The 25,659-nt window shown below is 60.6% G+C and carries 21 protein-coding genes and 1 pseudogene; 16 read left to right on the top strand and 6 right to left on the bottom strand.

The features are described 5' to 3' along the window. The 4 genes and pseudogenes from PA598K_RS36070 to PA598K_RS09245 form a co-directional block, all read left to right on the top strand. Positions 1-412, top strand: a pseudogene (locus PA598K_RS36070) (N-acetylglucosamine-6-phosphate deacetylase); the annotation flags it as partial. A gap of 202 nt (positions 413-614) precedes the next feature. Continuing rightward, on the top strand, positions 615-3,668 hold the full coding sequence (locus tag PA598K_RS09255; RefSeq protein WP_221414113.1) for an S-layer homology domain-containing protein: 3,054 nt from the start codon (positions 615-617) through the stop codon (positions 3,666-3,668). Between the two features lie 104 nt (positions 3,669-3,772). Further along, positions 3,773-4,903: a response regulator gene (locus PA598K_RS09250; protein ID WP_128656678.1), complete on the top strand. Its 1,131-nt coding sequence runs from the start codon at positions 3,773-3,775 to the stop codon at positions 4,901-4,903. A 32-nt stretch (positions 4,904-4,935) separates the two neighbouring features. Beyond that, positions 4,936-7,995: a hybrid sensor histidine kinase/response regulator gene (locus tag PA598K_RS09245; RefSeq protein WP_128656677.1), complete on the top strand. Its 3,060-nt coding sequence runs from the start codon at positions 4,936-4,938 to the stop codon at positions 7,993-7,995. A 78-nt stretch (positions 7,996-8,073) separates the two neighbouring features. On the opposite strand, the gene PA598K_RS09240 is transcribed toward PA598K_RS09245, so the two are convergent. The 3 genes from PA598K_RS09240 to PA598K_RS09230 are packed head-to-tail and all read right to left on the bottom strand — an operon-like array spanning position 8,074 to position 10,018. Next, positions 8,074-8,757 carry a hypothetical protein gene (locus PA598K_RS09240; protein WP_128656676.1) on the bottom strand — a complete coding sequence of 228 codons (684 nt, stop codon included), beginning with the start codon at positions 8,755-8,757 and terminating at the stop codon, positions 8,074-8,076. Beyond that, on the bottom strand, positions 8,754-9,650 hold the full coding sequence (locus tag PA598K_RS09235; protein ID WP_128656675.1) for an ABC transporter ATP-binding protein: 897 nt from the start codon (positions 9,648-9,650) through the stop codon (positions 8,754-8,756). The genes PA598K_RS09240 and PA598K_RS09235 overlap by 4 nt, the downstream gene beginning before the upstream one ends. Further along, complete coding sequence (locus PA598K_RS09230; protein WP_128656674.1) at positions 9,647-10,018, bottom strand: GntR family transcriptional regulator; 372 nt, start codon at positions 10,016-10,018, stop codon at positions 9,647-9,649. The genes PA598K_RS09235 and PA598K_RS09230 overlap by 4 nt, the downstream gene beginning before the upstream one ends. A 199-nt stretch (positions 10,019-10,217) precedes the next feature. On the opposite strand from PA598K_RS09230, the gene PA598K_RS09225 reads away from it, so the two are divergent. The 7 genes from PA598K_RS09225 (at position 10,218) to PA598K_RS09200 (ending at position 18,656) form a co-directional block, all read left to right on the top strand. Beyond that, the gene (locus PA598K_RS09225; protein ID WP_185601757.1) at positions 10,218-11,378 is read left to right on the top strand and encodes a GntR family transcriptional regulator; all 1,161 of its coding nucleotides are present in this window, start codon (positions 10,218-10,220) and stop codon (positions 11,376-11,378) included. Between the two features lie 331 nt (positions 11,379-11,709). Continuing rightward, the gene (locus tag PA598K_RS09220) at positions 11,710-13,020 is read left to right on the top strand and encodes an ABC transporter substrate-binding protein (RefSeq protein WP_128656673.1); all 1,311 of its coding nucleotides are present in this window, start codon (positions 11,710-11,712) and stop codon (positions 13,018-13,020) included. A 96-nt stretch (positions 13,021-13,116) separates the two neighbouring features. Continuing rightward, positions 13,117-14,004, top strand: coding sequence for a carbohydrate ABC transporter permease (locus tag PA598K_RS09215; protein WP_128656672.1), 888 nt, complete (start codon positions 13,117-13,119; stop codon positions 14,002-14,004). Between the two features lie 14 nt (positions 14,005-14,018). Then, the gene (locus PA598K_RS09210) at positions 14,019-14,906 is read left to right on the top strand and encodes a carbohydrate ABC transporter permease (RefSeq protein WP_128656671.1); all 888 of its coding nucleotides are present in this window, start codon (positions 14,019-14,021) and stop codon (positions 14,904-14,906) included. A 32-nt stretch (positions 14,907-14,938) separates the two neighbouring features. Further along, positions 14,939-15,997 carry a glycoside hydrolase family 76 protein gene (locus PA598K_RS36065; protein WP_185601755.1) on the top strand — a complete coding sequence of 353 codons (1,059 nt, stop codon included), beginning with the start codon at positions 14,939-14,941 and terminating at the stop codon, positions 15,995-15,997. Beyond that, entirely contained in the window at positions 15,994-17,067 is a 1,074-nt protein-coding gene (locus tag PA598K_RS36060; RefSeq protein WP_185601753.1) for a glycoside hydrolase family 76 protein, read from the top strand. Before PA598K_RS36065 ends, PA598K_RS36060 begins: the two co-directional genes overlap by 4 nt. A 26-nt stretch (positions 17,068-17,093) precedes the next feature. Then, positions 17,094-18,656 (top strand): glycoside hydrolase family 76 protein, encoded by a 1,563-nt coding sequence (locus PA598K_RS09200; protein WP_128656670.1) that lies wholly within the window; start codon positions 17,094-17,096, stop codon positions 18,654-18,656. A 123-nt stretch (positions 18,657-18,779) separates the two neighbouring features. On the opposite strand, the gene PA598K_RS09195 is transcribed toward PA598K_RS09200, so the two are convergent. Together PA598K_RS09195 and PA598K_RS09190 are read right to left on the bottom strand one after the other, a co-directional pair. Continuing rightward, a complete protein-coding gene (locus PA598K_RS09195; protein WP_128656669.1) occupies positions 18,780-19,187 on the bottom strand; it encodes an organic hydroperoxide resistance protein in 408 nt (135 codons plus the stop codon). A gap of 85 nt (positions 19,188-19,272) precedes the next feature. After that, entirely contained in the window at positions 19,273-20,289 is a 1,017-nt protein-coding gene (locus PA598K_RS09190; protein WP_128656668.1) for a J domain-containing protein, read from the bottom strand. Between the two features lie 177 nt (positions 20,290-20,466). Between PA598K_RS09190 and hprK the strand changes: the two genes are divergently transcribed. Next, the gene (gene hprK, locus PA598K_RS09185) at positions 20,467-21,381 is read left to right on the top strand and encodes an HPr(Ser) kinase/phosphatase (protein WP_128656688.1); all 915 of its coding nucleotides are present in this window, start codon (positions 20,467-20,469) and stop codon (positions 21,379-21,381) included. 184 nt (positions 21,382-21,565) lie between these two features. Here the strand turns inward: hprK and PA598K_RS09180 are convergent, their stop codons facing one another. Beyond that, positions 21,566-21,751: a cold-shock protein gene (locus tag PA598K_RS09180; protein WP_128656667.1), complete on the bottom strand. Its 186-nt coding sequence runs from the start codon at positions 21,749-21,751 to the stop codon at positions 21,566-21,568. 135 nt (positions 21,752-21,886) lie between these two features. Between PA598K_RS09180 and infC the strand changes: the two genes are divergently transcribed. From infC to PA598K_RS09160, 4 genes are all read left to right on the top strand, one after another. Further along, positions 21,887-22,372 carry a translation initiation factor IF-3 gene (infC, locus tag PA598K_RS09175; protein WP_128656666.1) on the top strand — a complete coding sequence of 162 codons (486 nt, stop codon included), beginning with the start codon at positions 21,887-21,889 and terminating at the stop codon, positions 22,370-22,372. Positions 22,373-22,945: 573 nt separating this feature from the next. Continuing rightward, positions 22,946-24,013, top strand: a complete 1,068-nt coding sequence (locus PA598K_RS09170; protein WP_128656665.1) for a D-alanine--D-alanine ligase family protein — start codon at positions 22,946-22,948, stop codon at positions 24,011-24,013. Then, the gene (locus PA598K_RS09165) at positions 24,010-25,425 is read left to right on the top strand and encodes a UDP-N-acetylmuramoyl-tripeptide--D-alanyl-D-alanine ligase (protein WP_128656664.1); all 1,416 of its coding nucleotides are present in this window, start codon (positions 24,010-24,012) and stop codon (positions 25,423-25,425) included. The genes PA598K_RS09170 and PA598K_RS09165 overlap by 4 nt, the downstream gene beginning before the upstream one ends. Continuing rightward, the coding region (locus PA598K_RS09160; RefSeq protein ID WP_185601751.1) for an alanine racemase at positions 25,422-25,659 on the top strand (238 nt) is incomplete at its 3' end. The genes PA598K_RS09165 and PA598K_RS09160, both read left to right, overlap by 4 nt.

The raw sequence follows: 25,659 nt of genomic DNA, 5'->3' as shown, positions 1-25,659 counted from the left end.
GGTGCTGCGTGTCGTCTATCGGGTGAAAGGGCCGCAGATGATCCTCGTCAGCGATGCGGTGCAGCTGTGCGGCATGGCTCCGGGCGAGTACCGGATGCCGGTCGGCGGCGATGTCGTACTGACGACGGAGGGGCGGCTCCACCTGCATAGCGACGAGCGGCTGCTGGCGGGCTCGGCCTCTCCGCTCCTTCACGGGGTTCATCATCTCGTCAGTCGCGGGATCGCGGAGCTGGCGGAGGCCTGGGATATGGCGTCGACCCGTCCTGCGGGACAGCTCGCGATGCCTCAGGCGCGCGGCCTCGAGCCGGGCGCGCCCGCCGACCTGACGCTGATCGTCGACAGCGCCGGAGCATACCGGGTGCAGCAGACGATCAAGAGCGGCATCCGGGTGTACGAGGCGGAGGAGAGGTAGAGCGAGGCACGTCAAGTCGTTGTTATGAATTACAGGAACCTCCTTTCTGCCCTGGGCAGCAGAGGAGGTTCTTTGACGTGATTGATTCCGGCTGAACCTGGCCGTACCTGGCCGTACAGAGAATGTCCAGAATCCCGTGCTACAATTAGTGGACGACAAAACATGTCAAAGTTCGACATTGAAAAAGAGGGACGGGATGGATATGAAGCAAGGATGGACAAGATTGCTGACGTACATACTGATCGTCGCGCTGCTGGCGCCATGGGCAGGGGGGAGATCGGCCCACGCGGAGCCGGTGCCGCCGATCGTGCCGTTGGTGGACGAAGTGTACGATACGCAGGTCGAGCTGACCTTTGACATGCCCGAAGCGGCCGCCGAGGTCGTCATGGAGGTGTCGGAGGACGGGACGAGCTGGCGCGATGCCGATACCGAGCCATTGCATCAATATTCGACCAACGCCACGGTATCCGGACTGCAAGAGGGCACGCTTTATTACTTCCGGCTGCGCGTCCAGGGCGGCGTACGGGACGGCTATTCCGAGACGGCATCGGCGACGACGCTGGACTACGATTGGCGCACCGTTGGGGACAAAGGGTTCACGGGCTATCTGAGATACACCTCTGTGGCGCTCAGCTCGAGCGGAGTGCCCTACGTAGCCTATTGGGATGCTGCCAATAGCGGCAAGGTAGTCGTCCAGCGGTATGTCAACCGCGCTTGGGAGGTTGTCGGCACGGAGGTATCCGCTGGTGCTGCGAGCTATGTCTCGCTAGCGCTCGACAGCAATGACGCGCCATATGTTGCTTACCGCGATGAAGCGACGCCTCTGAACGGCGCAACCGTCAAAAAGCTGGTCGACGGCGCATGGGCAACAATCGGAACCGCGGGCTTCACAGCCGATCAGGCGGACAGCGTCGTGCTGCGTATCGGCGGCAACAACAAGCTGTATCTCGCCTTTGTCGATCACGCAATGGTAGGGAGCAGCAGCGGCAAGGCGACGGTGATGACCTACGACGAGACGGCTGCGGCCTGGACAGTCGTAGGGGCAAGTCAATTCACTACCGGCTACAGCGTGCTCAACGTCGATCTGGCGATCGGCGCCGACGGGACGCCGTATCTGGCTTATCTCGGGCGCAATCCGGACAATAATCGATATCTGCCCTACGTTGCTCGCTGGGATGGCAGCGCCTGGTCAGATCTGGGCGGCACAGCGGTGAGAGCCGATGAGGGCTCCAATCGCGAGAGCGTCCTCTCGCTTGTCATCCACCCGACAACGGGGCAGCCAGTCATCTCATATATGGACAATGCCAACAATCGCAACATGGCGGTCGCCGCATGGAACGGTACGGCCTGGTCGGCCGTTGGCGCAGCGTCGCTGCCGCAGGTCAGAACGCAGCAGATGAAGCTGGCCGCCCATACTGATGGCACGGTATATCTTGCCTACATGGTAAATGATGAGAGCACAAGACCGACCAATACGATCGGCTGGGACGGACAGAGCTGGACGCCTGTCGGCCAGCCGGACTTCTCCGGTACGAAGGTGGACGATATGGCGCTGGCGCTCGATCGGCTCGGCCGCCCGTACGTCTCCTACTCCGACATTCGCAACGGCAGCAGTCTGACGGTGCTCGTCTATCCGAAGCCGGTGAGCAATCTGGCAGCTGCCGCGAATGGCGCGGACGCGGTCCGCCTGTCCTTCGAGCCGCTGCTCGATGCGGAGAGCTATACGCTGGAGGTATCGGAGAACGGTACGGACTGGCAGGCACACCCTGCGACCTGGTCGGGGACGTATCCAGCCTCGGCTGACCTCTCCGGTCTGCAGGCGGGCAAGACCTACAGCTTCCGTCTCGTCGTCACCGGCGGCAGTCGCCGCGGCGTCTCCAACACAGCGACCGCGACGATCCCTGCCAGCTCGGGAACGGGGTCTTCCGGTTCTTCCGGCCCGATCTACATCGCGCCTCCGTCGAAGACTGTGACGCTGCGTGTCGTCGACCCGCAGGGTCAGGAGCTGAAGGAGAGGCTGACACAAGCGATCGGCCAAGAGCTGGAGCTGACCGGAGAGCTGAGGAGCGCGAAGGGTGAGCAGTTGTCCCTGCCAGCGCTGAAGATCAAGGACGGCAGCGTGCTGAACTTGCCAGTCCTCGCTGCAGGCACGTATCAGCTCGCACTGTACGTCGTCGCTCCGGACGGTCAGCGGCTGGCAGGACGGCTCGCCGCTCTGACGATCGACAGCATGGGCAACGCTGTCGTCCAGGCGGAGCTGATCGACCCGTACGGGACGATCACCGATGCGGTGACCGGCAAGACGATTGATGGCGTCGATGTCCGGTTGTACTGGATGGATACCGAGCTTAACCGCTCCAAGGGGCGGACGGCCGATACAGAAGTGAAGCTGCCCGAGCTGCCGGACTTCCCGCCCAACCGCAACCTGAATCCGCAGCTCTCCAAGGACGGCGGGCAGTATGGCTGGATGGTGTTCCCGGATGGCGATTACTATCTGGTCGGCGTCAAGGACGGATATGTTGCCTTCGACAGCCGCGAGGACAAGCGAGACGTCAAGCACGGCGAGGACAGCTATGTGCGCGACGGCGTCATCCATGTGGGCGTATCGATCGTCGAATACAGCTTCGAGATGATGCCGGAAGCGGCGGACGAGGGCGAGCATGCGCCGTACATGAAGGGCTATCCGGACGGCATGTTCAAGCCGGAGGGCGGCATCACCCGCGCCGAGCTGGCGGCGATCCTCAGTCGCGTATTGCCTCAGCAGGAAGAAGCGGGTACCGTGGCGAATTATGCTGACGTACCTGGTATGCACTGGGCAGCCCGTTCGATCGCGACAGCGAGCGCCCAGGAGTGGATGCGCGGTTATAGCGACGGCAACTTCCAGCCTGAGCGCCAGGTGACTCGTGCGGAGCTGGCGCAGGTGCTGGCCAACGTCTCGGAGGCGGAGGCGGCCGATGCTGTTCGCTTCGCCGACGCTGCACGGCATTGGGCGTCATCGGCGATCGCAGCGGTGGATGCCCGTGGACTGATGACGGGCTATCCGGACGGTACGTTTCAGCCCGATCGGATCTTGACTCGTGCCGAGGCAGTAAAAATCTTCAATCTGTTCCTGGGCCGCACGCCGGCAGACATACCGATCGCCCCGGTCTGGCCAGATGTCCGCGAGGACCATTGGAGCTATGCGGACATTATGGAGGCTTCGATCAGCCATCGTTATCGGACAGCTGCCGACGGCGCGGAGCAATGGGTGCGGTAGCATAATAATAAGACCCTTGGCGTCCTGCATCCGGTGCAGGCGCAAGGGTCTTTGATCCTGCTAGGGCCGCGAGGCCCGGGACAGGCCAAGGAGGAGGGGAATCGGTGAGAGCCATCATCGTAGACGACGAACAGCCGGCCATCGATATGCTGAAGGTGCTGCTGGAGCCTCATCCCGACATCGAGATCGTCGGTACGTACCGCAAGCCGTCGGAAGCGATCGCAGCGGTGCGGGAGCTGGAGCCGGACATCGCATTTCTGGATATTCAGATGCCGCTCATGAGCGGACTGGAGCTGGCGGAGCGGATGCTGGCGGAGTGCGAGCGTCTCGAGATCGTGTTCGCCACGGCCTATGGCGACTATGCGCTGGATGCCTTCCAGGTCAATGCGGTGGATTATCTGTTGAAGCCCGTATCCGAGGAGGAGCTGGCGCGCTCGCTGAACAAGCTGATGCGCTGGCGCAGACCGGCGGCGCCGTCGCCCGGGCGACGGGGTCAGCCCAGACTGCAGGCGTTCCGGGAGTTCGTCATCTACGGGGGTGAGGGTCCCGGAGCGGTGGAGGGTCCTGTCGCGTGGCGAACCTTCAAGGCTCAGGAGCTGATGGCCTATCTGTATCTGCATCGCGGGAGCGACATCAGCAAGTGGGACATCATCAACGACGTGTGGCCCGATCATACAGAGAAGCAAGCGCTCACCAATCTCCACACCTCGCTCTACCAGATCCGCAAGACGCTGAAGCAAGCCGGCATCGAAGCCTCGATCGAATATCGCAGCGGCCGCTACCATATGCAATGCGACGAGCTCTATAGCGACGCAGAGCAGCTCAAGGAGGCAGATCGCTGGGGCGAGGAGCTGAGTGCGGAGGGGGCGGAGCAAGTTCGGGCGGCATTGGAGCTCTATAAGGGCGAATTGCTCGCTACCTGGGACGCCGATTGGGTAGATCGTCTGCGCCAGCGGTATGGAGCGCTCTACGAGAGGCTGCTCGCCCGGCTGTGCCGTTATCTGCTGCGCGAGGGCTCGGCATCGGATGCGGAGCACTGGCTGAAGCGGCTGCTCCTCTGTCAGCCGCTGGATGAAGACGCCACGGAGATGCTGATGCGCGTCTACTTGAAGTGCGGCAATCGCATCGCATTCGTACAGACGTATCGCGCCCTGGAGAATCAACTGTTGGCCGAGCTCGGGATCGCCCCGAGCGGCAGGCTGCAGCATCTGTTCGAGAGCGCCTATCGGCCGTGAGGCCAATCACCGGATAAGGTTGGGTAGAGACGATGAGACAACGCTGGCTTAACGCGCCGACGATTACCTTTGTTGTTGCGGTCCTCATTATGGCGGCCTCTTTCATAGTGCCGCTGTACCAGGCGGCAGGCAGCTATGCGCCTCGCGCGACTTCCGGGGTGCTGGACCTGAGCGATTGGAGCTGCGCCAGCTCGCAGACGCTTAAGCTGGACGGCGAGTGGCTGTTCTATTGGGACGAGCTGCTTACCCCGGCGTCCTTTGCTCAGGGCGGGGGAGAGGCGGCGTCGAGCGTCATGATGCCTGTGCCGGGCAACTGGGACGCGCATGCGATCGACGGCGAGCAGCTCTCCAAAAACGGCTATGCGACCTATCGGCTCAAGGTGCTGATGCCGTGCGAGGAAGGCACCTTCGGCTTGAAAACGTCGAATATCCGCGCCTCCAACCGCATCTTCGTCAATGGCACGGAGGTCGGCAACAGCGGACAGCCTTCGACGTCGCCGTCGACGATCGTGCACCGCAACACGCCGTATACGGCCTACTTCGAGCTGAACGGCAGCCGCGAGCTCGATATTCTCGTCCAGGTAGCCAGCTTCAAGAGCTATAATACGGGCATTGTCCATTCCATCAGCTTTGGCACGCAGCAAGCGATCGCCTGGCAGTCCGAATCGTATATTTTGATCGATGCGGCGATTGCGGCCGGATTTTTCTTCATCGCGATCTATTTCCTGCTGTTGTATTTTCAGCGACGGAGCCGGGAGCTCCTCTACTTCTCCCTGTTTTGTCTGAGCAGCATGCTGTTCGGGATTACGCATTACGAGCGACTGCTGATGAAGATGATGCCCGCGCTTGACGTGATGCCTCAGCTGATCATCGAGAATTTGTCGACGCTGGGCGTGATCGGTTTTTTCTCAAGGTATGCCTATTACCTGCTGCCGTCGGTCTACCCGCGCCGGGTGCTGCGAGTCATCGATGCGGTGCTCAGCGTGTGCGCGCTGCTCGTCGTCTTCACGCCAGCGACGTACTATGCCCCCTATATCCTGGCGCTCGTCCCGCTAGCGGGCGGCGTCATGTCCATCAACGTCTATTATCTGATCCGGGCGACGATGCGCAAGCTGGAGGGCTCGCCGTATCTGCTGCTGTCGGCGGTTTGTCTCATCGTGCTGATGCTCAATACGATACTCAATACGCTCTGGACGGTGGATGGCCACTTCTTCCTGCCGCTGTCGCAGCCGTTGCTCGTCATCTCGCAGGCGCTGTACATGTCGCTTACGTACACGAGCGCCTTCCGCACCAATCAGCAGTTGACGGAGCAGCTCGCGCATGTCAATCGGCTGAAGGACGAGTTCCTGGCCAACACGTCGCATGAGTTCAGATCGCCGCTCAACGGCATCATCAACATCTCGCAATCGCTCATCGACGACCGGACGGGCCGCGTGCGGGAGGGGGCGAGGGAGGATCTGCAGCTGATCCGGGATATCGGCGTTCGCTTGTCCGTGCTGGTGCAGGATATCCTCGACTATTCGCGCATCAAAAACCGGGACCTTACCGTACGGATCGGCAATGTCTCGCTGCATGCGGTCACGCGCATCGTGCTCGAGCTCGGCGGACATCTGACGCAGGACAAGCCGGTCACTCTCGTCAACAGCGTCATGCCGGGCCTGATCGTGCGGGCGGACGAGAATCGGCTGCATCAAATCCTGCGCAATCTTGTGGAGAATGCGATTAAATATACGGATGCCGGCATGATTGAAGTCTCGGCCGAGCAGATGGGAGGGCGGGTCCGAATCACGGTATCCGACACCGGCGTCGGCATCCCGGAGGAGAGCTACGAAGCGATCTTCCAGCCTTACGAGCAATTGGGCGGCGATATCGGCAGAGGCACCGGTCTGGGGCTGTCGATCGCGAGGCAGCTCGTCGAGCTGCTGGGAGGAGAGATCGTCGTGAGCTCCCGGCTCGGCGAGGGGACGCGCATGAGCTTTACGCTGCCGGTCGCGACGAGCAGGTCGGAGGGTCGAGGGATCGCGGAGCCTGTGCGGGACGCGGCGCGCCCGCCCTTGCCTTTCCTCGAGCGCTCGCAGACAGACGCTGTCCTGACGGGGAGCGGTCCGTACTCGCTGCTGCTGGTCGATGACGACGACCTCAACCTGCTGACGATCGGCAGGTCGCTGCAGTCCCAGTTCAGCCGGGCGATTGCCGTCTCTAGCGGCCACGAGGCGCTGCAGCAGCTGGAGCGGGGCGAGCGATTCGACCTGTGCATCATCGACGTGATGATGCCAGGGATGTCCGGCCTGGAGCTGTGCCGTCGCATCCGCGAGAGCTACTCGATGCTGGAGCTGCCAGTGCTGCTGCTGACCGCGAGCTCGCGCAAGGAGGATCTGCAGGCCGGATACGCGGCAGGCGGCAACGACTTCCTGTACAAGCCTTACGATACGCTGGAGCTGCTCTCGCGGGTGCAGTCGCTGGCCGGGCTGAAGCACGCGGCGACGCGGCTCGTCCAGCAGGAGATGCTGCTGCTGCAAGCGCAGATCAAGCCGCATTTCCTGTTCAATGCGCTGAACACGATTCTCTCGCTCAGCTATACCGATCATGTGAAGGCGCGCAAGGTGCTGCAGCAATTCAGCGTCTATCTGCGCTACAGCTTCGACTTCCGGGATCATACCGGGCTGCTGACGTTGTCGCGGGAGATCGAGCTGCTGCACGCCTATGTCGAGATCGAGAAGGCAAGATTCGGCGAGCTGCTCCACGTCGTATTCGAGGTGGAGCCGGAGGCGATGTACCATATGATCCCGTCGCTAATGCTCCAGCCGATCGTCGAGAATGCGATCCATCACGGCTTGATGAGTCAGGAGAATGGCGGCACCGTGACGATAACGGTCCAGGTTGGCGACGGCATCTATATCGCGGTGGCGGACGACGGCGGCGGCTTCCCGGATGACGGGCTGCACTGGCGGGAGCGGCAGCCGAGCGGCACGGGCATCGGACTGCATAACATCGATCGCCGTCTGCAAGGCCTGTACGGGCAAGGCTTGCGCATCACCAGCGAGCCGGGCGAGGGCACGGTCGTCTCGTTCCATATCCCCCATCGCGGGTAGTCGACTTTCGCCGTGCGACGACAAGAACCTTCGCCTCCCTGACTTGGGGGAGGCGAAGGTTTTTTGGTTTGCGGGGTGTTACTGGACGACCGAACGGCGCAGCATCAGATAGCTGAGCAGCCCAAGCGCCAGCGAGAGCGGCGCCGTCCACAAGGACAGCTCAAAGGCGGTATAGCTGGCGAACCAGGCGAAGATGTTGCTCCACCAGTTGTTTTGGTTGATGAAGAAGGACAGCAGCGTGCCGACGACCAGCAGCAAGATGAGCGAGGTCAGCAGACTGGAGCGGCCGAAGCGGCGATAGACGGTGGCAATCGCTAGTCCGCCCAAGAAAAATAACATGTAGATCAGAAAATACAGCAACATATGCTGGGCGACCGAGCCGTCATTGAGGTAGGGCAGGTCAAAGAAATGCAAGCCCGTCCCCCAGGAGCCGCTGGCCCGCTCGACGATGCCCAGCAGCGCAGTGACGACAGAGGAGAGTACGCCGATCAGAGCCCCTGTGAGCACCGTCCCGATATAGTAGTCGCGCCTGGTAGAGCCAAGCCCGAGCGCCAGCGGGAACGTCTGCGGCACCATGACGATACCGGTCACGAAGATGAAGATAAAGATGGAGATCATACCGCCGGTAAATAGCTGTTCGCCGATGAACAGGCTAATAATAAAGTTGATCGTGAAGCTGGACAAGATGATAATCCATGGGAGCGCGAGCAGCATGAAGGGGTTGCGCAGGTGCATCCGGACAATATTGGCTGTACGATTCATCGGTTAACCGCCTCCTGTGGCGTACTTGGTTGTTGGGTGAGCTGTACGATAAGTTGCTGCAGCGACACCGGCAGCAGCTCCAGCCCCTCGGCGTCGATATGCTGTCGGTCAGCCGGGGATAGCTCGCCGATGACGGTCGCCGTCATAAAGCTGCCCAGAGGCTCGCGGCGCGTCACCCGCCGGCCAGCGAGGAAGGGCTCGACCTTGGCTGCCGGTCCGGCCAGCGTAAAGGCGTAATTGCGCAAGGTGTCGGTGTCCTCGTCAATGATGAGCCGCCCCTTGTCGACGACGAGGACATGCTCGAGCATCCGGCTCACCTCGTCGATCAGATGCGTAGAGAGCACGATCGTCCTCGGATGCGAGCTGTAATCCTCGAGCAGCAGATCATAGAACATCTGGCGAGCCACCGCATCGAGACCAAGGTAGGGCTCATCGAAGATCGTCAGCGGCGCTCGGCTCGCCAGACCGATGATGATGCCGACCGAGGAGAGCATGCCGCGCGAGAGCTTTTTGATGGCGCGCTTGCGAGGCAGCGCGAATTGCTCGACCAGTTCGTCGGCAAACGCCGGGTCCCAGTTCGGATACATCGAGGCGGCAACTGCCAGGGCGTCCACGACCCGGAAGGCGTCGGGATAGCGCTGACTCTCCTTGATAAAGCAGATCTTGCTGAGCACGCGGTGATTCTCGTACGGATGCTCGCCGAACACGCGGATCTCGCCGCTTGTGGCAAACGCCTGCGCGGTCAGCAGATGCATGATCGTCGTCTTGCCAGCGCCGTTGCGGCCGAGCAGACCGTAGATTTTGTTTTCCTCGAGCGCGAAGTGAATGTCGTTAATGGCGGTCGTATCTTTATACCGTTTGGTTAAGCCTTTTACTTCTGCGACGATGGTCATTTGAGCATTCCTCCCCGTTGGATCATCTGAGCGAGCTGCGCCTCGGTAATGCCCAGCTTGCGAGCCTCCGCCAGCATGCTGACGACGTATTGCTCATAAAATTGTTCCTTGCGCATCTCCAGCAGCGTGGAGCGCGCCCCTTCGGCTACGAACATGCCAATCCCCCGTTTCTTGTACAGGATGCCTTGATCGACGAGCAGATTGACGCCTTTGGCCGCCGTAGCGGGATTAATCTTGTAATAGGCGGCAAACTGGTTGGTCGAGGGCACCTGTGATTCCTCCAGCAAAACCCCGTCAATGATATCGTTCTCGATCCGCTCGGCAATCTGGGCGAAGATCGGACGATCATCTCCGATTAGTGAACTCATTGCTTCACCACCACATTGGTTAATTACTCTTGTAACTAACCATACAACCAATGAAGTGAGCTGTCAATAGACGAAGTATAATTTCTTGTAGCGTTAGGGCGCGATCTTTTGAAAGAAGGTTGCCAAAAGCAATATAGTAATATATCATGATATATTATTATGAGCCGTACGTGCAGTAGGGTGATCGAAATGAGGGATCATGATGGATGAGCCATCCTCCAAACCGCTATACGAGAAAATTTTTGAAAACGTCAAGCAGGATATCCTGACGGCGAAATACGGCATCGGCGACCGTATCCCGTCGGAGAAGGAGCTAGCCGAAGAGTACGGCGTGAGCCGGATCACCAGCAAGAAGGCGCTGGAGCTGCTGGCGGCCGAGCGGCTGATCATCCGCAAGCCAGGCAAGGGCTCGTTCGTCGCCGACGCGGAGCGGGATTTTGCCGGCAGCGCAGTCGCGCTGCAGGAGCGTCAGACAGCAGCGCCCGTCGAGGAGATGGTCACCATCGGTCTGGTCATTACCGACTTCGGCAACAGCTACGGCACCGGCCTGATCTATGGCATGGAGGAGGCTGCTCGCGAGCATGACTGCTTCCTAGTGCTGCGCCGCTCGTTCGGGATTCCGGAACATGAGGAGCAGTCGATCCAGAAGCTGCTGAAGCTTGGCGTGGACGGCCTGATCATCTTCCCGGCGCAGGGCGAGTACTTTAATGCGGAGATTCTGAAGCTGGTCATCGAGCGCTTCCCGCTTGTGCTCGTCGATCGCCATCTGAAGGGGGTGGCTGCCGCTTCGATCGCCACCGCGCATGCCGCTGCCGCTCGCAACGCGACCGAATATTTATTTGGCCTCGGGCATCGTCACATCGCCTTTCTCTCGCCGCCGCCCATGGACACCACGGCGGTCGAAGAGCGCATCGAGGGGTTCATCCAGGCACACGCCGAGCAGGGGGTCATCGTCGACCGAGCGCTGTGGGCGAGCAATATTACCTCTACCTTGCCGGATTCATTTAATGAGAATAACATCGAACGGGACATCGCTATCATCATGGAGCATCTGCAGCGGCATCCGGCGATTACCGCTGTGTTTGCGGTGGAGTATAATATCGCGCTGCTGGCCAAGGTGGCGATCGAGCGGCTCGGCTGCCGCATCCCCGAGGATTACTCCATCGTCTGCTTTGATTCGCCTGCCACCTGGTTAGGGGGCGGATACGCCTTCACCCATATCCGGCAAAGCGAGGAGCGGATCGGACGCCTCGCGGTCGAGAATGTCCTGCGCATCATGCGAGGCGATGTTGTGCCCAATAAGACGCAGCTCGATGCCGAGCTTATCCTCGGCGATTCGACGGGACCGGCGCGTCCCTGACCTATGGTTATCCACGGCTTCCTGCGGGAAGCCTTTTTTCTATGGTCTTAAGGGGGGATGCCTCGTATGCATCAAGCCCATGACATTCGCATATCTGTTATATTAGCTTGCAAAAAACATGGAATAAATAAATATTGACATTAGGTTAATATGCCAATATACTAACTCGTGTAAGCGTTACCCATTACGCATGATCGCCGTCGTCGAAGGCACCGAGGCTGTGGAAATAATCCCGGGGCTCGTGGAGCGGCAGTTCAGGCTGATCCTGGCCGATCCGTATGCAAACGCATTCAAACGGTGGTCGGCTAACAAAAAAAGGGAGGCAACACAGATGAAAAAGAAATGGATGACCTTGACGGGTACCATCCTGACGGCTGCGATGATTGCCGGCTGCAGCGGCAATAGCGACGGAGGCGCAAGCGAGGGCGGCACAAGTCCCGGCGCTGACGGCGGCAGCTCTGGCGGCAATCCGGTCGAGCTGACCTTCTGGGGCGACTGGGGCGGCGAAGGCCAGGTCCAATTCGAGACGATGGTAAAGGCCTTCAACGAATCGCAGGACCGAATCCGCGTGAAGTATGTGCTGCAGCAGGATATGATCACCAAGTTCCTGACCTCCGCGACCTCGGGCGGCTCGCCGGACATCCTGTTCTGGGACCGCTGGCGCACGTCGCTCTACGCACCGAAGAACGTCCTGCATCCGATCGACGAGCTGATGGCCCGCGACGGCATCGAGCGCGACCACTACTTTGAGGAGTCGCTCAAGGAGCTGACTTACGACGACAAGCTGTATGGCCTGCCGCTTACGGTCGATGCGCGGGCGTTGTTCTACAACAAGAAGATGCTGGAGGACGCGGGACTGGAGCCGCCGACGACATGGGAAGAGCTGGCGGAGGCCGCCAAGACGCTGACCAAGTGGAACGGCGACCGGCTGGAGGTGGCAGGCTTCTCGATGAGCGATCCGGGATTGTTCAACATGTATCTGCAGCAAGCGGGCGGCCAGATGCTGACTGAAGACGGCAAGACCAACTTCAACAACGAGCAGGGGCTGGCTGTGCTGTCGTTCTGGGATCGTCTGATGAATCAGGATAAGGTGTACAAGATCGGCTTTGAGCAGGGACTGGGCGAAGGCACGGATGCGTTCGTAACCGGTCGGCTGGCGATGCACTTCACCGGTCCATGGATGCTGAGCACCTATCAGAAGTATGGCAGCGAGCTGGACTTTGGCGTCGTGCCGCCGCCTGCAGGACCCAATGGCGACCGGGCTAGCGTGATGGGCGGCTTCGGCCTCGTCATCCCCGAGGGGTCGAAGCACAAGGACGAAGCCTGGGAGTTCATCACCTGGTGGTTGGCCAACAAGGACAACGCCATGCTGTGGGCGCAGACCTCGCTTAATTTGCCGGGCTACAAGCCAGCGCTCGAGGACCCGTTTTTCGCGGACGACCCGCAATGGCAGCCGTTCCTGGAGACGCTCGAGTTCGCCAAGATACGTCCGCGGCATCCGGGCTACTCCGTCATGGAGGTGGATGGCCTGATCCCGAATCTGGAGCTGTTCATCCAGAACAAGCAGAGCGCCGAGGATACGCTGGCCAAGTCGCAGACACAGGGCGACAAGCTGCTGAAGGATAACGAGGTCGTCAAGTAGCAGGGCGCTATCCATCCCCGTCAGTCGTATCCTGTGAGGGGCATTAGCCGGGGATGCTTGGGCGGATAGGCTCCTGCGAGAGGGGGAGGTTTTGCAATGTCAACGATCAACAAGCTGGAGCGTCATCAGGCAAGAACCGCCTATTTGTTCATCACGCCGACTATGCTGTTATTTATCGTTTTTACGATCATCCCTGTGGCGATGGCCTTGTACCTCAGCTTTACCAACTATGATGTGCTCAGCCGGATGGACTGGGTCGGGCTGGACAATTACCGCAGACTGTGGGACGACAGCCTGCTCTGGCTCACTTTCCGCAATGTGCTGTTGTACGCGGTGATCTTCGTGCCGCTTAACATCGTCCTGTCCTTTGGCTTGGGTCTGCTGGTCAATCGCGTCTGGCGCGGGATCAAGCTGTTCCGAACCTTCTATTACTTGCCTACGCTGACCTCGGCAGTGGCGGCGGCGACGGTATGGCTATGGCTGCTCCACCCGGAGTTCGGTCTGGTCAACGGGCTGCTCTCCTATATCGGCATCACCGGTCCGGCATGGGTGGCGCAGACGGAGACGGCGATGCTGGCCATCGTACTCGTTACGCTCTGGCAGTCGGTCGGGGCCAATATGATCATCTATCTGGCAGGATTGCAGGGCGTGCCGGATCATCTGTACGAGTCGGCGCGGCTGGACGGGGCGAACCGATGGGATATGGTGAGGTATATTACCTGGCCGCAGCTGCGGCCGACGACCTTCCTCGTCAGCACGATGGCGATCATCGGGGCGCTGCAATTGTTCGACCAGGCGTTCGTCCTGACCCAAGGCGGCCCGGCTAATGTGACGAAGACGCCGGTCTACCTGATCTACCAGCAGGGCTTCAACCAACTGCAGATGGGCTATGCCTCGGCCCAGGCATTCGTACTGGCGATGGCGATTCTTATCTTCTCGCTGATCAACATGAGGGTCACCAAAGCGGAAGAATCGGTGATCTAGGAGGTGGAATCCAAGTGGAAGCAACCGGAAGCTTAACCAGGGCGAGAGCGCTCAGGCGGGCGCTGTTTTATCTGTTCAGCTCGATCGTAGCCATTGTCATGTTTTTACCATTTTATTGGAGCTTGTTAACCGCGATCAAGCCGGATGAAGAGATTTTTACAGTCCCGATCCAGTGGATCCCGAGCAGCATCACCTTCGATCATTTCGTCACGGCGTTTACGACGGTGCCTTTTGGCCTCTATTTCTGGAATTCCTTTGTGCTTGCAGTGCTCGGTGTCGCGTTTAATCTGTTCTTCGGCTCCCTCAGCGGCTATGCCTTTGCCAAGTTAAAGTTCCGGCTCAACCAGCCGCTCTTTCGTATCCTGCTGGCGGCGATGATGATTCCCGGCATCGTCACCATGATTCCGAGCGTGTATGTGCTTCAGCATTTCCCGCTGCTCGGCGGCAATAATCTGCAGGGCGAGGGCGGCTTCGGCCTGATGAATACGATCTGGGGCGTCATCCTGCCGGGAGCATCGGGATCGTTTGCCGTATTTTTCATGCGTCAGTTCTTCGTCTCGCTGCCGAGCGACATGCTCGAGGTGGCGCGTATCGAAGGCGCGGGCGAGTTCCGCATCTTCTGGCGCATCTACCTGCCGCTGACGGCGCCGGCGCTGGCGACGCTGGGCATCTTCACGTTCCAGGCCGGGTGGAACAGCTTCCTGTGGCCGATGATCGTCCTCAATGATCCGGCCAAGCACACGATTCAGATGGGACTGCAGGCATTCTCGTACAACTATCAGACCGACTTTGGTCCGATGATGGCCGGCGCCCTTGTGGCGATCGCACCGATCCTCGCGTTGTTCCTGCTGCTGCAGCGTTACTTTGTCCAAGGCATCGCCTTCAGCGGCGTCAAGGGCTAGCCTGGCTACATCAAGGGAAGGGGACACAAAGGATGAACGAAACAAGACAAGAGACGTTGCCTGCCTCCTGGCAGACCCAAGCGGACGAGGCCCAGCAGGCGCTGGAGCGCTACTTCTGGAATCCGGCGATCCGGATGTACAACATCCAGACGCCATGCCCGGACGGCGCCTGCAACACGATTTTTCATTACTGGTGGATGGCCCATGCCGTCGAAGCGTTGACGGACGGACTAGAGCGGACAGGCGAGCGCCGCTATGCGGATCGGCTGAGCGAGCTCTATGACGGACTGCTGGCGCGCAACGGCGGGTCCTGGCCCAATACGCTGTACGACGATATGGAATGGATGGCGATCGGCTGGCTGCGCGCCTACCGGGCGACGGGCGAGGAGCGCTACAAGGCGGCGGCGCTGCTGCTGTGGGCGGATATCCAGACCGGCTGGAACGAGCATATGGGCGGCGGCATCGCCTGGCAGAAGACGCAGCTCGATTACAAGAACACGCCGGCTAATGCGCCGGCGGCGATCCTGGCGGCGCGCCTTTACGACGCCTTCGGCGACCCGGAGGATCTGGCGTGGGCCAGGAAGATCTATCATTGGCTGCGGGAGGCGCTGGTCGATCCGGCCACCGGCTTCGTCTGGGACGGCATGAACCGGCTGCAGGACGGCGCGATCGACAAGGAATGGAAATTCACCTATTGCCAGGGCGTCTACATCGGCGCTGCGGTCGAGCTGTACCGGCTGACGGGCGATCCGCAGTACCAAGCCGACGCCGAGCGCACCTGGCGGGCGGCAGTCGAGGAGCTGACCCGCCCCGATGACCGGCTGCTCCCGCTGGAGGGAACGGGCGACGGCGGTTTGTTCAAGGGTATCTTTGCCCGGTACGCCGGGCAGTTGGCGCTATTGCCCGAAGCTCGCACCGACGCAGCTCAGGTCATCCGGGCCAATGCCCGGATGCTCTGGGAGCAAGGGCGCGGCGAAGGCGCGTTGTTCGGCGGCGCCTGGGACGAGCGGCCGACCGGCGACATTGAGCTTAGCACGCAACTGAGCGGCGTCATCCTGCTGGAGACGGCAGCCTTGCTGGAGGGGAGGTGAGGGGCGGCGGACAGCTGCTGTGGTCCGAGCGTGCGGAGTGGCTGCAGGAGCGGCTGTATGCCAACTATCGCGACGACGAGAGCGGCATCCTGGCACAATGGCACCCGGTCTCGGCCGCGAAGCCCGGCGACAATTTCTATTACTGGTGGCAAGCTCATGTCATCGATGTCTGGATGGATGGCTACGAGCGGTCGCAGGACCGCACTTATCTGGAACGGATCGATTACCTCGCGAGCCATCTGCGCCGGATCAACGGCGATACCTTCCTGCACAACTACTATGATGATATGGAATGGCTCGCCCTCGCGCTGCTGCGGGTCTACGACGCCACCGGCGATCGGCTGTACCGCGAGCGCGTGAGCGAGCTGTGGACAGACATCCGGACCGCCTGGAACAGTCATATGGGCGGGGGGATGGCGTGGAAGAAGGATCAGCTTGATTACAAGAATACCCCGGCCAATGCCCCGGCAGCCATCCTGGCTGCCCGTCTGCATCAACGATTCGGTGATCCCGAGGATCTCGCTTGGGCCCGCCGCATCTATGCCTGGAACCGGGAGCATCTGGTCGATCCGCAGACCGGCTTCGTCTGGGACGGTATCAATCGTCTAGGAGACGGGGCCATCGACAAGGAGTGGACGTTCACCTACTGTCAGGGCGTCATGATCGGCGCGGGGCTTGAGCTGCATACGTGTACCGGAGAAGCGTCGTATCTGGCGGAGGCAACGCAGACGGCGACTGCGGCCCGCGCGCGTTACGTCGATCCGCAGACGAGCATGCTGCCCGATGAAGGCATCGATGATACGGGCTTGTTCAAGGGCATCCTGGTACGGTATATCGCCCGCATGCTCCTGCAGACGGAGGAAGGAGCGGCATGGCGGCACATCCTGCTGCGCAACGGCGAGACACTCTGGTCGTCCGGGCTTGATCCCGATACGGGCCTCGCCGGTCCTGGGTGGGAGGCGCGGCCCGTCGGAGACGTTCAGCTCAGCGTGCAACTGAGCGCCGTCATGCTGGCCGAGGCGCTTGCCTGTCTTGCCGCACATCATGAGATCGACACAAGCAAAGGATAATGATCTTTTGGAGATGAGGTGTGTTCATGATGGTCTGGAGAAAACGATTGACGCTTGCTGTGGCGGCTATGCTCGTCCTGGCCTTGCTCGCCCCACACGGCGGCCGCAAGGCCGAGGCCTTCACGGCGTCAAACGCCAAGGACGCGATGGACGCTTTTATCGCTGTGTTCTATGACCCGGCGGCCAAATACTTCTATACCAACAGCGATCACTTGATCCACCCCGAGCATGCGCATGGGCCGGACGGCGGACTCTATACGGACTTCTGGTGGGGAGCCCAACTGTGGGAGACGGTGATGGACGCCTACGAACGGACCGGCGATCCGGTGTATCGGGCGCTGATCGACGATGTCTACGCAGGCTTTAATCTCAAATACCCCGATATGATGGCGAACAAGTTCAACGACGATCTCGGCTGGTGGGCGCTGGCGTCTCTGCGGGCCTACCAACTGACGGGGACGGCGGAGTATCGCAACCGCGGTTCGTTACTGTTCGACCGCATCTACGAGGAGTGGGATACGAGCTACTACGGCGGCGGCATCTGGTGGCGGCGCGATGCGCACGATCCCAACGCTTCGTCCAATGCGCAAAAAAATGTAGCGACCAACGCGCCCATGGTCATCACCGCCGTGAAGCTGTACCAGGCGACCGGCGACAGCGTCTATCTGACGAAGGCGACACAGATCTACAACTGGGTGAAGAGCAAGCTCGTCTCGGGCAGCAAAATCAACGATCACCTGCAAGGACCGGGAGCAGGCACGGTCATCGACTGGGACTTCTCGTACAACTACGGCAACTATCTGGGTGCTGCTGTCTCCCTCTATGAGGCGACGGGCAACACCGCCTATATCGCAGATGCCAACACGGCGGCAACGTACGTGATCAACAATATGGTCTCGGCGCAGACGCTCATGTATGAAGGCGAAAACGATGCCCCCGGCTTCAAGATGATCTTCGCGCGCAACCTCAATCGGCTGCGGACGATCGGAGGTCAGTCGCAATACCTGAACTTCCTGCAGCAGAATGCGACCCAGGCGTGGAACCACCGCCGCGCCAGCGACAAGATCATCGGCAGCGACTGGCTGCGGCCGACGGGCTCAAGCTATGTCCAGAGTCTGGCTGCAGCGGCGGGCGTCTCGATCCTGCAATTGACGCCGCCGGACAACTACACCGGCTATATCGCCGGCAATGGCGCCTATGAAGCCGAGAATGCGAGACGGACGCTGGCGAGCGGCGGCGGCATGATCAACGAGAGCACGCAGGGCGGCTACACCGGACGCGGCTATGTCGCCGGATGGAATACGAGCGGCACGTCGCTTGATTTCTACGTCAACCAGAACGCCGCCGGCACGCGTACGATCACCTTCCGGTATGCGGCCGGAGCGGGCAACGCCTCGCGGTATGTACGCGTCAACGGGGTGGATGTAGCCAACAATCTGAGCTTCAGCGGAACCTCCGGCTGGGGCAATTGGAACACTGTAACGCTTGCAGTGCCGCTCAATGCCGGCTCCAACACGATCCAGCTCGGCTACGACAGCGCCAGAGGCAACGGCAACTTCCTGAACGTCGATCTACTGAGCGGGCTGTAGCCCGCAGACTCTCCCATCATCGGAGTAGCAAAAAAAAGAGGCCCGAGCGCTCATCGCCCTGGGCCTCTTCTTGCATGAACTTCATCGTTTTTCCAACGTATCTTAAATTCCTCGTCCGTATCTTTAAACTGTCGTCGCCTTCAAGTCGACGGCGATGTTGCCGCGCGTCGCCTTGGAGTAGGGGCACATCTGGTGGGCCGCCTCGGCGAGCTCCATGATCTGGGACTCGTCCAGTCCGGGGATCTTGACCTCCAGGACTGCAGACAGCATGTAGCCGTCGTCGCCTTTGTGGAGCGAGACGTGGGCGATCACTTCCGAGCCCTCGGTGTCGATCTTCTTGCTCTGAGCGATGCTCTTGAGCGCGCTATGGTAGCAGGCGGCATAGCCTGCGGCGAACAACTGCTCGGGGTTGGTGGCGTCGCCGCCCGCGCCGGGCATGCCGACCTGCAGCTCGAGATGGCCATCTGACGAACGGACCGTACCCTCACGGCCGCCGTGCGACGTTACTTCCGTTTTGTACATGGTTTTCATTCGATCATCGACTCCTCTCAGGTTTTCTCCCCTCATTACCCGGGAGGACCATAGACGAATCGATCGATCGGCCAGACGTCACGCCTCAAGCTGCATTGTCTTGCGCCTCGGCCTCGCTCGACGCAGCGTCACCAGACGACTCCGCCTCGGCGTCGTCCGCGCCGCTCTCCTCCGAGGCTGGCGGCGCCGCTGGCACCTCGCCACTCAGGAAGCGCTCAAGGAACAGCTTGGCGTTGTCCGGGTGCTCCGGGTCGATGCCGCGGATGCCGACGACCATATCGCGGTAGATGAGCGGCAGCTCCTGCATGAGCTTGGTCTCGCCGAGCTTGATGCCGTATACGCGCGGGGAGGTGTCCTCCTCGGTCGCCGCCTTGCGCAGCATGTCGTCGGTGACGTACGGCGCGAGGGGGCCAGCTACCTCGTCCTCGAGCGGCATCAGCAATCCCTGACGGGCCAACTGCTCGAAGTTGTTTTCATCGATCAGATAGATGTCGCTTTTCTCTGTCATCAGCATGATCATCGCCTTCTGGACGAGCGCCGCATCCTGGGCCGAGCCTTGCTCGCCCGGCAGATAGGTGAGGACGCCCTTCACGCGTTTCCACTCCGGGAAGTAAGCGAGCATCGCTTCCTCGAGCGGCACGATGTCCTGACTTCCTTCCTCGAGGAAGAAGTTGCCGTACAGCATGAAGCTTAGATCGATCGGCGGGCGCAGCGCTTCGAGGCGCTTCTCCTCCTGGCGGTCCAGATAGCTGTTAATGCCATAAATAATACCGACTACAATAAGGACGCCGACGATCAGATGCCATTTGTAATAGCTGAAGAAATGATCGGCCTTCTCGGCAGAGCCGGCCATTTTTTTGTACTTGCCGTATTTATTGGCATTAAATGCTTCGACCTCTTGTTGCTTTTCCAGCTCAAGCACCAGCTTGTAGGCCTGGTTGACGAGGTCGAGATCGATCTTGTCGGCCACTGACTCGCCGGCTTCCTCGCGCCGCTGCTGCGTGCGGGCCTGCTTGATGAGCAGCGTATACCGTTTTTCGACTGCATCCTTATCCGCATCCTCGGGCAGGCCGAGGGTTGTGAATGCCTGTTTTACGTCCATCGTGGGGTCACCTCTATCACCATGTATTCGTTTTCTGTAAGCATACAATTAAGTATAAAGGTAGTTTAGCCGATAGTAAACCTGGGTAAGAAGTCAGGTTGAAGGGAAATGCGAGCTCATGTAGAATTAACTATCTCATACGCGTTCCAGGTCCATTGGAGAGGAGGCAGCAGCTTGGTGAAAGCCATTACCGTACAAGAGCTCGCCCAGCGGTTTTCGCTGGAGATTATCGCCGGGGAGGAGCAAGTGCATCGCCAGATTACCAAAGCCAGGCCGCACCGGCCGGGGCTGGAGTTTGTCGGGTACTTTGATTTTTTCCCGCAGGAGCATGTCCAGATCCTCGGCAAAAAGGAGATCAACTATCTCCACACCTTGACCGAAGAGGAACGCAATCATCATATCGGCAATATCGTCAAATACCATCCGCCATGCTTTATCGTCACGAGCAATCAGGACGGCCTGAAGTATCTGACGAAATATTGCGAGCTGGAGGGCATCCCGCTGCTGCGCACAGGGGCGCGGACAAGCGAGTTCATCGCCCGGCTGGACGCTTTTCTGGTGAAGCATCTGGCGGAGGAGATCTCGATCCACGGGGTCTGCGTCAACGTCTCGGGGATCGGCATCCTGCTGCGGGGCAAGTCCGGCGTCGGCAAAAGCGAAACCGCGCACACCTTGATCCGGCGTGGCCATCGGTTGGTTGCCGATGATATTGTCGTCCTCAAAAAGCTTAGTCCGCAGACGATCCTCGGCACGCATAACGAATCGACGAAGGAATTTTTGGCGCTGCGCAGCATCGGTCTGATCAACGTCTCGCGGCTGTATGGGCGCAGGGCATTCCAGGAGGAGACGCGCATCACGCTCGATATCGAGCTGACCAAATGGAAGGACGATGCGCTCAACAACGAGCTCGAGCTCGATGAGAAATTTACCGATTATATGGGGGTCAAGGTGCCGCATATCGAGGTTCAGCTGCAGCCGGGACGCGATGTGGCAGGATTGATCGAGGCGGCGGCCAACAACTGGTACCTGCGTCAGCAGGGCTATAGCGCGGCGGAGGAGTTCATGAAGCGGCTAGAATCGGATTTTCAGTAGCGCATGTGAAAGAGGCGGTACAACGGACAGTATCGTCCGGTACCGCCTTTTGACGCGTGGGCTATGGCCGAGAGCGGCCCCCGAGGGGACCGTCGATAACCGGGACAAGCGGCGATCCAAGCCTGCCTGAAGGCGACTTGTCCCCATCGCACCCGCTGGCGAGTTGAAGACAGGTGTGGAGCTGCTATTTTTTGAGTACGGGCAGCATCCGCGAGTCGGCTTGCATCTCGGAGCCGCAGATTGGACAGCTCGGGTTGGTATCGAAGGAGAAGCTATCCCTCATCCAACAGGAGCAGCCATCGCTTTGACAGGACCAGATCGATGTTTGTTCTTCCGGTACGGGTTCGGCGTTTTTCTTGGAATAGTACATGAAAACCCCTCCTGATCAACTTAAGTTTTGGCGAGTGACTGTGTAGGAGCGCCATCGTTTGGCTCTGTTTGTTAGTTTATCCAAGTCGGACCAACCTTATGACAGAAATTAGGCTCGCGAAAGGAGTCGTTAACGATGTTAAAAAACGAAAAAATCCGCGCCGCTGAAGTGCTGCTGACCGGCATCGGCGGCGAACCGCTTGGCGTCGTCTCGCGCGACGAAGCGCTGGCACTGGCTCGCCAGGCCAAGGCCGATCTCGTCTGCGACACGCTGATGAGCAGCCCGCCGCCCTGTCGGCTCGTCGCTCGCGGCCAGGCCAAGCAGCAGGCTCCGCTGACGCAGAGGAGCCCGGGAGCCGAGCGCAAGGTCAAGGAGATCCGGTTGACCGCTGCGATCGAGGAGCATGACTACGATACGAAGCAGCGACAGGCTGCGAAGCTGCTGCAGGCAGGCCATCTCGCACAGCTCGTCGTCAAGCTGCAAGGCCGTAAGGGCGAGTCAGAGCAGGCCAAGGCGCTGCTGCAGCGGCTGCTCGCCGATCTGCGCGAGATCGGCAAGGCGCAATCAGGCATCCAGATGAGCGGCAAGCAGGCTGCCGTCACGGTCGAGCCTCTGCAGTAATGCAGCTGCGGATCTTCCCAAGTTAATCTAAGTCTAATCATACCATAAATAAGCCCTCTCCATTGCCTCGAGAAAGGGTTTATTTCTTTATTTGAAAAAATGTAAAATATTTGATTAAATGAATGGGGAGAGGAGGGGGAACGGGTAACACCATACGCAGGTCTGTTGGTGCAACATAAATGGTACTTGCAAATCAAACAAGAGTCGAGGTGAAAAATTGAGGGCTAAAAGCTATTTATTGTTGATATCGCTTACATTGGTAATTGTGTTGATGTCGTCCGTTACTCCTATATCGGGGCAAGATCAAACGACGTTTCAAAATCCGGTCATCTATGCCGATGTGCCTGATAACGGCACGGCGGACCATAACTGGTATTTTCAGTTCGTCAGGTAAGCGGAGGCTCGTGGTTGAAGGCTGCGTGCCGTCGGCTTCAGAGATATTAAGGAATTCGTAAGAAATAAATTAACATTCCTTATCGGCGTCTTAAAGGTGTCCCTCCATACTGTAGATAGAGCGGGCGGTCGCTGGTCGACCGCCCTAAAATACGAGATCTACATGGGAGGCGCAGCAGGATGGCGACGAATCTCTATATTGTATATGGTGGACAATCTGCCGAGCACGAGGTATCGCTCAAGACGGCAATGACGGTGCTGCAGGCGGTCGACCGGAGCCGCTATGAGGTCCGGCCGGTCTATATTACACGCGAGGGACTCTGGTGCGCGCCCTGGCCGCTCGAAGGCGAGCTGACGCAGCCCGAGCAGCTGCGGCGGATGCCGGAGCATACGTCGAAGGCGGCCTCGATCGGGGCGATCCTGGCCGAGATGGGGGAGCAGCCATGCGTCGTCTTCCCGGTGCTGCACGGACCAGGCGGCGAGGATGGCACGCTGCAGGGGCTGCTGGAGCTGGCGGGGTTGCCTTATGTCGGCAATGGGGTGCTGGCGTCCGCCGTCGGCATGGACAAGCTGATGACCAAGCGCATCCTGGAGACGCACGGCATCCGGCAGGCGCGTTATGTCGAGCTGCGGCAGCAGCGCTGGGAGACGAAGCGCGAGGAGGCGCTCCAGGAGCTGGAGCAGGAGATCGGCTATCCTTGCTACGTGAAGCCGGCCAACCTCGGCTCGAGCATCGGCATCAGCCGCTGCGCCGATCGCGAGCAGCTGCTGGCCGGGATTGAGTTGGCGCTGCGCTATGATGCGAAGCTGGTCATCGAGTGCGAGATCGTCGGGCGCGAGGTGCAGTATGCGGTCATCGGCCAGGAGGAGCCGCGCTGCTCGGTGGGCGGCGAGTTTATTCGCGAGCCGGACTTTTTTGACTATGACAAGAAGTACGTGCAAGGCGGACTCGTCCAGCAGATCCCCGCGCGCCTGACGCCGGAGCTCGACGAGGCGCTACGCGAGACGGCGATCCGGACGTTCCGTGCGCTGGATGGCGCGGGACTGATGCGGATCGACTTTTTCGTCACGGATGACGGACGCGCGTATCTCAATGAGGTCAACACGCTGCCGGGCTTCACGGCGATCAGCATGTACCCGGCGCTCTGGCGCGAGACGGACGGCATCGCCTATACGGAGCTGATCGATCGCCTGATCGCGCTGGCGCTCACGCGACAGCCGCTGCTGCGGCAGGAGGTGCTCGTATGATCCGTCGTACGCTTGGGAGTATCGGCGTCATGCTGGAGCTGGGCGGCGACCGGCTGCGGGGTGCGACGGGCGAGATCATGGTGCATGGCGTATCGACCGACACGCGGACGATCCAGCCCGGCAACCTGTATATCCCGATCCGCGGGCCGCGCTTCAACGGTCACGACTATGTGAGGGAGGCGATCGCTAGCGGCGCGGCCGCAGCGCTCTGGGGAGCGAGCGAGGGCGAGCCGCCAGCCGGCGTGCCCCTGCTGATCGTCGACGACACGGTAGCGGCGCTGCAGCAGCTGGCCGCGGTGTATCGGCGTCTGCTGTCGACGCGGGTGGTCGGCATCACCGGCAGCAACGGCAAGACGTCGACCAAGGACATCCTCGCAGGCTTGCTCAGCGTGGCTTACCGGACGCAGAAGACGGCTGGCAATCTGAACAACGAGCTGGGCGTCCCGCTGACGCTGCTGTCGCTGGCCGAGGAGACCGAGATGGCCGTCGTCGAGATGGGGATGTCCGGGCTGCGCGAGATCGCGCTGCTGTCGACGCTGGCGCGTCCCGATGTGGCGATCATCACGAGCGTTAGCGAGGTGCATCTGGCCGATCTGCATACGCGGGAGCGGATCGCTGAGGCGAAGCTGGAGATTCTCGAGGGTCTGGTGTCGGAGGGACTGTTTATCTATAATGCGGACAATCCGCTGCTGACGGGCCGTCTGGCGGAGCTGGATCCCGAGGTCGAGCGGCTGGCATTCGGCGAGGCGGAGCGGCATGCGCTGCATCCGACGAGCTGGAAGCTGAGCGAGGCGGGCATCACCTTTACGGTGAACGATCCTGCGTATGGCCCGCTGTTCCTGCCGATGCTCGGCAAGCATCAGCTGCTCAATGCGCTCGGCGCGATCGCCGCCGCCCGTCATCTCGGGCTGACGCCAGAGCAAGTGCGTCAAGGGCTGCTGCGGGTGGAGGCGACGGGGATGCGTCAGGAGATGGCCGCCGTCGGCAATCTGATGGTCATCAACGACGCCTACAAGTCCAATCCGCCGAGCCTGCGCGCCGCGCTCGAGACGCTGATGACATTGCAGCCGCACAAGCGCAAGGTCGCTGTCATCGGCAGCATGGTCGAGCTCGGCGAGGAGAGCGACGCGCTGCACACGGCGATCGGCGAGGGACTCGATCCGAGCCGCATCGACAGGGTGCTGACGATCGGCGCATCGGCAGCCCTCATCGCCGCTGCCGCATCGCCTTGCTACCCGGCAGGCGCAGTGACCGCCTTCGGCGAAGACGAGCGTGCCGAGCTGATGGCGGCACTGCGGGACGAGGCGGAGGGCGACTGCATCGTCCTGGTCAAGGGCTCGCGCTCGCTCAAGCTGGAGGCGCTCGTCGACGAGCTGCTGGCCTATGCGCGCGAGCGGGAGGCCGTCCGATGAGCCGGCCGGCAGTGTGGACGTGGGCGGAGGTCGATCTGGAGGCGCTGGAGCGCAATGTGCGGCTGCTGCGCAAGCGGCTGCCGGAGCATTGCCGCTTCATGGCGGCGGTCAAGGCGGACGGCTACGGCCACGGTCTGCTGGAGGTCGCCCGCGCGGCGGTCCGCGCCGGGGCGGACGAGCTGGCCGTCAGCCAGCTGGAGGAGGGCGTGCGGCTGCGCGAGGCGGGGATCGGCG

It is taken from the genome of Paenibacillus sp. 598K (assembly GCF_003851045.1).
Classification (GTDB): domain Bacteria; phylum Bacillota; class Bacilli; order Paenibacillales; family Paenibacillaceae; genus Paenibacillus_D.
The sequence above is the reverse complement of the archived record's forward strand: the minus strand, read 5'-3'. Positions and strand labels throughout refer to the sequence as shown.

Bases quoted from the DNA above. Each gene is read 5' to 3' on its own strand.
- infC (WP_128656666.1), top strand. From the start codon at position 21,887: ATGTTAAAAAACGAAAAAATCCGCGCCGCTGAAGTGCTGCTGACCGGC.
- PA598K_RS09245 (WP_128656677.1), top strand. From the start codon at position 4,936: ATGAGACAACGCTGGCTTAACGCGCCGACGATTACCTTTGTTGTTGCG.
- PA598K_RS09180 (WP_128656667.1), bottom strand. From the start codon at position 21,751: ATGTACTATTCCAAGAAAAACGCCGAACCCGTACCGGAAGAACAAACA.
- PA598K_RS09235 (WP_128656675.1), bottom strand. From the start codon at position 9,650: ATGACCATCGTCGCAGAAGTAAAAGGCTTAACCAAACGGTATAAAGAT.
- PA598K_RS09240 (WP_128656676.1), bottom strand. From the start codon at position 8,757: ATGAATCGTACAGCCAATATTGTCCGGATGCACCTGCGCAACCCCTTC.
- PA598K_RS09220 (WP_128656673.1), top strand. From the start codon at position 11,710: ATGAAAAAGAAATGGATGACCTTGACGGGTACCATCCTGACGGCTGCG.
- PA598K_RS09165 (WP_128656664.1), top strand. From the start codon at position 24,010: ATGATCCGTCGTACGCTTGGGAGTATCGGCGTCATGCTGGAGCTGGGC.
- PA598K_RS09195 (WP_128656669.1), bottom strand. From the start codon at position 19,187: ATGAAAACCATGTACAAAACGGAAGTAACGTCGCACGGCGGCCGTGAG.
- PA598K_RS09225 (WP_185601757.1), top strand. From the start codon at position 10,218: ATGATGGATGAGCCATCCTCCAAACCGCTATACGAGAAAATTTTTGAA.
- PA598K_RS09200 (WP_128656670.1), top strand. From the start codon at position 17,094: ATGATGGTCTGGAGAAAACGATTGACGCTTGCTGTGGCGGCTATGCTC.
- PA598K_RS09215 (WP_128656672.1), top strand. From the start codon at position 13,117: ATGTCAACGATCAACAAGCTGGAGCGTCATCAGGCAAGAACCGCCTAT.
- PA598K_RS09170 (WP_128656665.1), top strand. From the start codon at position 22,946: ATGGCGACGAATCTCTATATTGTATATGGTGGACAATCTGCCGAGCAC.
- PA598K_RS09255 (WP_221414113.1), top strand. From the start codon at position 615: ATGAAGCAAGGATGGACAAGATTGCTGACGTACATACTGATCGTCGCG.
- PA598K_RS09230 (WP_128656674.1), bottom strand. From the start codon at position 10,018: ATGAGTTCACTAATCGGAGATGATCGTCCGATCTTCGCCCAGATTGCC.
- PA598K_RS36065 (WP_185601755.1), top strand. From the start codon at position 14,939: ATGAACGAAACAAGACAAGAGACGTTGCCTGCCTCCTGGCAGACCCAA.
- PA598K_RS09190 (WP_128656668.1), bottom strand. From the start codon at position 20,289: ATGGACGTAAAACAGGCATTCACAACCCTCGGCCTGCCCGAGGATGCG.